General features: G+C 63.6%; 9 protein-coding genes. 6 read left to right on the top strand and 3 right to left on the bottom strand.

All coding sequences use genetic code 11. The annotated features are described in order from the left end of the window. Positions 1–172 precede the first annotated feature (172 nt). Complete coding sequence (locus JHL16_RS34535; protein ID WP_200189506.1) at positions 173–958, bottom strand: helix-turn-helix domain-containing protein; 786 nt, start codon at positions 956–958, stop codon at positions 173–175. 106 nt (positions 959–1,064) lie between these two features. Here JHL16_RS34535 and JHL16_RS34530 point away from each other — a divergent pair, with 106 nt between their 5' ends. The 5 genes from JHL16_RS34530 to JHL16_RS34510 all read left to right on the top strand — a co-directional run bounded on the left by JHL16_RS34530 (position 1,065) and on the right by JHL16_RS34510 (position 3,754). After that, on the top strand, positions 1,065–1,457 hold the full coding sequence (locus JHL16_RS34530) for a hypothetical protein (RefSeq protein ID WP_200189505.1): 393 nt from the start codon (positions 1,065–1,067) through the stop codon (positions 1,455–1,457). A 166-nt stretch (positions 1,458–1,623) separates the two neighbouring features. Beyond that, positions 1,624–2,043 carry an alternative ribosome rescue aminoacyl-tRNA hydrolase ArfB gene (gene arfB / locus JHL16_RS34525; protein WP_200189503.1) on the top strand — a complete coding sequence of 140 codons (420 nt, stop codon included), beginning with the start codon at positions 1,624–1,626 and terminating at the stop codon, positions 2,041–2,043. Positions 2,044–2,062: 19 nt separating this feature from the next. After that, positions 2,063–2,635, top strand: a complete 573-nt coding sequence (locus tag JHL16_RS34520; RefSeq protein ID WP_200189501.1) for a hypothetical protein — start codon at positions 2,063–2,065, stop codon at positions 2,633–2,635. Positions 2,636–2,681: 46 nt separating this feature from the next. Beyond that, complete coding sequence (locus tag JHL16_RS34515; protein WP_200189499.1) at positions 2,682–3,290, top strand: YqaA family protein; 609 nt, start codon at positions 2,682–2,684, stop codon at positions 3,288–3,290. 2 nt (positions 3,291–3,292) lie between these two features. Further along, positions 3,293–3,754, top strand: a complete 462-nt coding sequence (locus JHL16_RS34510; RefSeq protein ID WP_200189497.1) for a disulfide bond formation protein B — start codon at positions 3,293–3,295, stop codon at positions 3,752–3,754. Positions 3,755–3,816: 62 nt separating this feature from the next. Here JHL16_RS34510 and JHL16_RS34505 read toward each other — a convergent pair whose 3' ends face one another. Continuing rightward, entirely contained in the window at positions 3,817–4,401 is a 585-nt protein-coding gene (locus JHL16_RS34505) for an HNH endonuclease (protein ID WP_137856430.1), read from the bottom strand. Between the two features lie 45 nt (positions 4,402–4,446). Continuing rightward, positions 4,447–5,091, bottom strand: coding sequence for a DNA-3-methyladenine glycosylase family protein (locus tag JHL16_RS34500; protein WP_200189496.1), 645 nt, complete (start codon positions 5,089–5,091; stop codon positions 4,447–4,449). A gap of 38 nt (positions 5,092–5,129) precedes the next feature. Here JHL16_RS34500 and gluQRS point away from each other — a divergent pair, with 38 nt between their 5' ends. Beyond that, complete coding sequence (gene gluQRS / locus JHL16_RS34495; protein WP_200189494.1) at positions 5,130–5,969, top strand: tRNA glutamyl-Q(34) synthetase GluQRS; 840 nt, start codon at positions 5,130–5,132, stop codon at positions 5,967–5,969. The last annotated feature ends 31 nt before the right edge of the window (positions 5,970–6,000 follow it).

Below are 6,000 nucleotides of genomic sequence, written 5' to 3'. Positions count from 1 at the left end.
GGTAGGATATGGTTTTTGCGAGAACATCGATGGTAGTTCCTCTAATTGCGCTCATATAGTAAATAGATAACTTTATGAGAGTAGTCGGGCCAGATTTTGAGTCTGCCGCGTCTACCATTCCGCCACAGAGGCCAAACCAGGGGCAGGGTGTAAAGGCAGGCCGGGCCTTCCGTCAACCTGAAAGCTGGCGGAGCATCTGGGCGGTTTCCGGATCGGCCGGGAAAAAGGCTTCCAGCGCCAGCTCCGACAGGGTCACGTCGACCGGAGTGCCGAACACCGTGGTGGTCGAGAAGAAGGACAGGACGCCACCCGGGGTCTTGAGCCGGAACGGCACCACCACCCCGCCATAATCGGGATGCGGCTTCTGGCTCGCCGGTGCCGGATAGGCCTTGAGCTCTTCGAGGAGAGCGGTCAGCGTCGCATCGCCGGTGACGTCGATCTGCCGGCGCAGCCGGTCGAGCAGATGCGCCCGCCATTCGCTCAAATTTTCGATCTGGGGGGCGAGGCCCTCGGGATGCAGGCTGAGCCGCAGCACATTGATCGGGCCGGCCGCCAGATGCGCCGCCGCACCCGCCATCAGCTTCCCCACCATGTCGTTGGCGGCGATGAGCGTCCAATGGCGGTCGACGGCGAGGGCCGGAAAGGGCTCATGGCCTTTGAGGATCAGGCCGATGGCGTCGCGCGCCGCGGTGAGCGAGGGGTCATCGAGCTTGCGCTCGGGGTAGGCCGGCGCATAACCCGCCGCCAGCAGCAGCTGATTGCGCTCGCGCAGCGGCAGGTCGATCACCTCCGCCAGCTTCAGCACCATGCCGCGCGACGGCACCGAGCGGCCGGTCTCGATGAAGCTCAGATGACGGGTGGAAATCTCGGCGTCGGACGCGAGGTCGAGCTGGCTGACGCGGCGCCGGCGCCGCCAGTCGCGCAAGTGATCGCCGAAGGTTTTGGGCATGTCGTTCATGCCAGCCAGGATAGCTGACCCCTGGCGTCATCTCCATGACCTCCGAGGTAATCGACTTGCCTCCGCTCCTTCCCCATCCTTGGACCATCAACAAAAGGAGCTCGTCATGCTTACCCGCCATCCTGAATTCCTCCGCTACGCCCTCATCGCCGACGCTGTCGCCTCGGGCGCCACCGGCGCCTTGATGATCGCCGGCGCCGGGTTTCTTTCCGGATTGCTTTCCATATCGGGAGGACTTCTCTTCGAGGCCGGACTCCTGCTCGTCCCTTATGTCCTCTTCGTCCTGTGGACCGGCACCCGCGGCGTCATCCCGGTGAAGCCGGTCTGGTTCATCATCGCCTGCAACGCGCTGTGGACGCTGGGCTCGATCATCGTGCTGATGGGCTGGATCGCCCCCAATGCGCTGGGCGTGGCCTTCGTGCTCTTCCAGGCGGCGGCCGTCGGTCTCTTCGGCCTGCTGCAATATGTCGGCCTCAGCCATCGCGCCGTCACCGCGTAATTGCTGAATGAACGCCGGAGGTTCCCTCGGAACCTCCGGCACTAGAGCAAATCCCGCCAAAGTTGAAGACTTTGGCGATAAGGATTTGCTCCAGTATATTGATCTGGCGCGAATCCTTTTCGGCGAAGTGATTCCACTTCGCCGGGATGCGCGCTAGATTGCCGGCATGATCCGCATCACCGGCACCATATCCATTCCGGACGACTCGCTCAGCGAGCGCTTCATCCGTGCCTCGGGCCCAGGGGGACAGAATGTCAACAAGGTCGCGACCGCGGTCGAATTGCGCTTCGACGTCGCCCGCGCCGCTTTGCCGCCCGACATGGTGCAGCGCCTGGGGATCATGGCCGGGCGCCAGCTGACCCTCGACGGCATCCTGGTCATCGCCTCCGACACCCATCGCTCGCAGGAGCGCAACCGCGCCGAGGCGCGCGACCGGCTGGTGACGCTGCTGCGCCGCGCCGCGGTCAGACCCAAAAAGCGCATCGCGACCAAACCCACCAAGGCCTCGAAACAGCGCCGGCTCGACGCCAAGACGCGCAACTCGAAGGTCAAGTCGTTGCGCCGCGTCCGCCCGGCATTCGATTGATTTTCTCCGGAGACCGCCTGTGCATGTAACGATGACGCCCGACGAATGGAGCCTGTTTTCCGGCTTCGTGCGCTGCGCCCGCCGCTATGTCGAATTCGGCTCGGGCGCCAGCACGGTGCTCGCGGCGGCGCTCGCCGGCGAGAGCGTGACCACGTTCGATTCGTCCACGGCCTGGCTCGACCGCGTGGCGGAGGACTGCCGCGCCCGCGCGACACGGCTCTCGCCTAAGCTCACTTTCGTCGATATCGGCGAGACGGAAAATTGGGGCTTTCCCAAGGGTGAGGCGACGCGCGGCCGCTGGCCCGATTATCACGCCGGCATGTGGGACGATCCGGCGGTGTCGCAGGGCGACTTCTATCTGGTCGACGGCCGTTTCCGCGTCGCCTGCTTCATCCAGGTGATGCTCCATGCCGGCGCCGGTGCCTTGGTCGGCTTCCATGATTATGCCTCACGGCCGCATTATCACGACGCCGCCCTGATCGGGCGGGAGATCGTGCGCGTTCACGATCTCTCGATTTTCGTGCGTCCGGCCGACTTCGATGCCGATGCGGCCCGGAAATTGCTTGAAACTTACGCCTACGACCCGCGCTGAACCAACCTCTCGACGCCCTCCACTCCGCCAGCTAGACACCTCATCCATGCTTCGCACGCTTTACGACTGGACTCTGTCGCTCGCCGCCCGCAAGACCGCGGAGATCTGGCTCGCCGTCATCGCCTTCATCGAAAGCTCGGTCTTTCTGATTCCGGCCGACGTGCTCTATCTGCCCATGGCGCTGGCGCGGCCGGACCGCGCCTATCGCTACGCCATCGTCGCCACCATCTTCTCGACGCTGGGCGGCATCGCCGGCTATTTCCTCGGCCTCTTCGCTTATGACGCGCTGGCGCGGCCGGTGCTCGAATTCTACGGCAAGTTCGACGAATTCGAGCAGCTTCGCCAATGCACCGGCGAAGACACGATCATGCTGCTCCTGGTGACATCGGGTCTCGCCCATCTGCCGCCGATCAAGGTGGTGACCATCCTGGCGGGCGTCGTCCAGGTCTCCTTCGCCTTCTTCGTGATCTCCTGCATCATCGCGCGCGGCGCCCGCTTCATGGCGCTGGCCTGGGCCATGCGCCGTTATGGCGAGCCGATCCGTCACTTCATCGAGAAGCGGCTGGGGCTCATCGCCGGCCTTGCCGCCGCCATACTCATTGCGCTTTATTTCATCGCCAAATATCTGGGGGGCGGCGCTATGGCCGCTTGCTGACCATGCTTAACCAACGCACGGCTCTGATGTTCATCTTCATCGTCAGCCTGCTGACTATCATCGGCGCCTTCATTTTCCAGTGGATGGGCTATGAGCCCTGCCCGCTCTGCTACATGCAGCGCTGGGCCTATTATGCCGCCATTCCCTTGAGCCTGATCATCGCCGGCATCGCGCGCAGCAATGCCGGCATCGCGCGCTGGGGCCTCTTCCTGCTGGCGCTCATCTTCATCGCCAACAGCGTCTTCGGCATCTATCACTCAGGCGCGGAATGGAAGTTCTGGCCGGGTCCGTCGACCTGCGGCGGCGCTTTGGGTGACGGCCTGCCGACGCTCACCAATGAGCCGGTGGTGCGGTGCGATGAAGCAGCGATCCGTATTCTCGGGCTCTCGCTCGCCGGTTGGAACGCAGTGATCTGTGCTTTACTGGCCGTGGTCGCGCTGAAGGGCGCGTCCCGGAAAGTTTAGAGCGTCGGACCGAAAAGCGCGAAGCGGTTTTCGCACGCTCCGATGCGCAAAATAGAAACTTGCTAAGGCTCCAGCTCGGTATCCCAGTAGAGATAGTCCTGCCAGCTGTCATGCAGGAAGTTGGGCGGGAACATCCGGCCATTGGTGTGGAGCTGACTGATGCTCGGCTGGATCGGCTTGTGATCGGGCCACATGCGGGCCTCGTTGGGCATCTGGCCGCCCTTGAGCAGATTACAGGGTGAGCATGCCGTCACCACATTGTCCCACGTCGTCTGCCCGCCTTTGGACCGTGGGATGACGTGATCGAAGGTGAGGTCTCTCCGGTCGCCGCAATATTGACAGGTGAAGCGGTCGCGCAGGAACAGGTTGAACCGGGTGAAGGCAGGGTGGCGCGCCGGCTTCACATAGGTCTTGAGCGACACGACCGACGGAATCCGCATCTCGAAAGCGGGGCTGCGCACCACACGGTCATATTCGGACACGATGTTCACGCGATCCAGAAAGACCGCTTTTATGGCGTCCTGCCAGCTCCATAGCGAAAGCGGATAATAGCTCAGAGGCCGGTAATCCGCATTGAGCACCAATGCAGGGCAGGCTTCTGGAGATATGGTTGGATGGTGAGCTCCGGCACCTTCCTCCTGTTCCATAGCCCGATATTCTACATCTTGTATGTCAGGCCTGTGAAGGGGCTTTTATGACACTGCCTGTGGCAGACCTTTGAGGCTCCGGTAATGCGACCAGAGGAGGCGCGCCGCCACCGCCCGCCAGGGCCGCCAGGCCTCGGCCAGGCCGGTCATCGTCCGGGCATCGGGGCGCTTTTCGAGGCCCAGAAGATGGGCGGCGGCGGCCTGGAGGGCCAGATCGCCGGTCGGCCAGGCATCGGCCCGTCCCATGCAGGAGAGCACATAGATATCGGCCGTCCAGGGCCCGATGCCGGGCAGCGCCACCAGAGCGGCGATCACCGCGTCATCGGCTTCCTGATGCAGGGATTCGACCTGGAACTCGCCCTTATGCGCCGCCCGTGCCAAGGCGTGGAAGGTGCGGCTTTTGGCGCCGGAGAGCCCGAGCTTCATCAAGGTGGCATGCCGGCGCCGGAGGATCGCCGGCGGGTCGAGCGGCGCCAGCTCCCGCGCCACGCGCTGCCAGATCGCATCCGCCGCCTGGAGCGAGATCATCTGCTCGGTGATGATGCGCAGGAGGCCCGGCAACCCGCCTTCGGCGCGCCGCAGCGGCGGGTGGCCATGCGTGTCGATGACCAGGCGAAAGCGCGGCTCGCGGGCAATGAGCCACTCCACCCCTTCGGCGATGTCGGCTTCCGTTTCGATAGTCTTGAACATGCCGCATGTTATAGGCCATCTCACCGCCTGGAAAAGTCATGAGCCCTCCCGTTTTCCGATTCGCCCCCAGTCCCAATGGCCGCCTGCATCTGGGCCATGCCTATTCGGCATTGCTCAATGAGAAGATGGCCCGCGAAGCCGGCGGCCGCTTCCTTTTGCGCATCGAGGATATCGACCGGCCGCGTTGCACCGACGCTCTGACCGAAGCCATGCTCGCCGATCTCGCCTGGCTCGGCCTCGCCTGGGAGGAGCCGGTGCTGCGCCAGAGCGAACATCTCCCCGATTATCAAGCCGCGCAACGGCGCCTGCGCGACAAGGGTCTGCTCTATCCTTGCTTCTGCTCGCGCCGCGACATTGCGCTGGCGACCGCTGAGACAGGTGAGCGTGATCCCGAAGGCCAACCGCTTTATCCCGGCACCTGTCGGCATCTCTCCGCTGAAGACCGTTCGCGTCGTTTGGCGAATGGCGAGCCGCATGCCTGGCGCCTCGCCATGGACAAAGCGGTGGCGTCTATCGGCGTGCCCTTGTACTTTTCCGAGGAAGGCTCAAGCGTGCCGGCACAGGCCGAAGCCTGGGGCGATGTGGTGCTCGCGCGCAAGGATATCGGCACCAGCTATCACATCGCCGTGGTGGTCGACGATGCGCGCCAGGGCGTCACGCAGGTGGTGCGCGGCCGCGATCTCTTTCACGCCACGTCGATCCATCTGGTGCTGCAGCACCTGCTTGGGCTTCCGACGCCGCGTTATCTCCATCATGCGCTGATCGACGATGCTGAGGGCCGCAAATTGTCGAAGAGCCTCGGCAGCAAATCACTCGCCGATCTGCGCGCTGAAGAGGTCACGGCGCAAGATGTGTGGCAAGCGTTGGGATTTGAGTAAAGTTGCTTCAAATATTCCCTCACCCTGAGGT

Source organism: Taklimakanibacter albus (assembly GCF_016595235.1).
GTDB lineage: Bacteria > Pseudomonadota > Alphaproteobacteria > Rhizobiales > Aestuariivirgaceae > Taklimakanibacter > Taklimakanibacter albus.
The sequence above is the reverse complement of the archived record's forward strand: the minus strand, read 5'-3'. Positions and strand labels throughout refer to the sequence as shown.

Bases quoted from the DNA above. Each gene is read 5' to 3' on its own strand.
- JHL16_RS34535 (WP_200189506.1), bottom strand. From the start codon at position 958: ATGAACGACATGCCCAAAACCTTCGGCGATCACTTGCGCGACTGGCGG.
- JHL16_RS34515 (WP_200189499.1), top strand. From the start codon at position 2,682: ATGCTTCGCACGCTTTACGACTGGACTCTGTCGCTCGCCGCCCGCAAG.
- JHL16_RS34510 (WP_200189497.1), top strand. From the start codon at position 3,293: ATGCTTAACCAACGCACGGCTCTGATGTTCATCTTCATCGTCAGCCTG.
- JHL16_RS34505 (WP_137856430.1), bottom strand. From the start codon at position 4,401: ATGGAACAGGAGGAAGGTGCCGGAGCTCACCATCCAACCATATCTCCA.
- arfB (WP_200189503.1), top strand. From the start codon at position 1,624: ATGATCCGCATCACCGGCACCATATCCATTCCGGACGACTCGCTCAGC.
- JHL16_RS34500 (WP_200189496.1), bottom strand. From the start codon at position 5,091: ATGTTCAAGACTATCGAAACGGAAGCCGACATCGCCGAAGGGGTGGAG.
- gluQRS (WP_200189494.1), top strand. From the start codon at position 5,130: ATGAGCCCTCCCGTTTTCCGATTCGCCCCCAGTCCCAATGGCCGCCTG.
- JHL16_RS34530 (WP_200189505.1), top strand. From the start codon at position 1,065: ATGCTTACCCGCCATCCTGAATTCCTCCGCTACGCCCTCATCGCCGAC.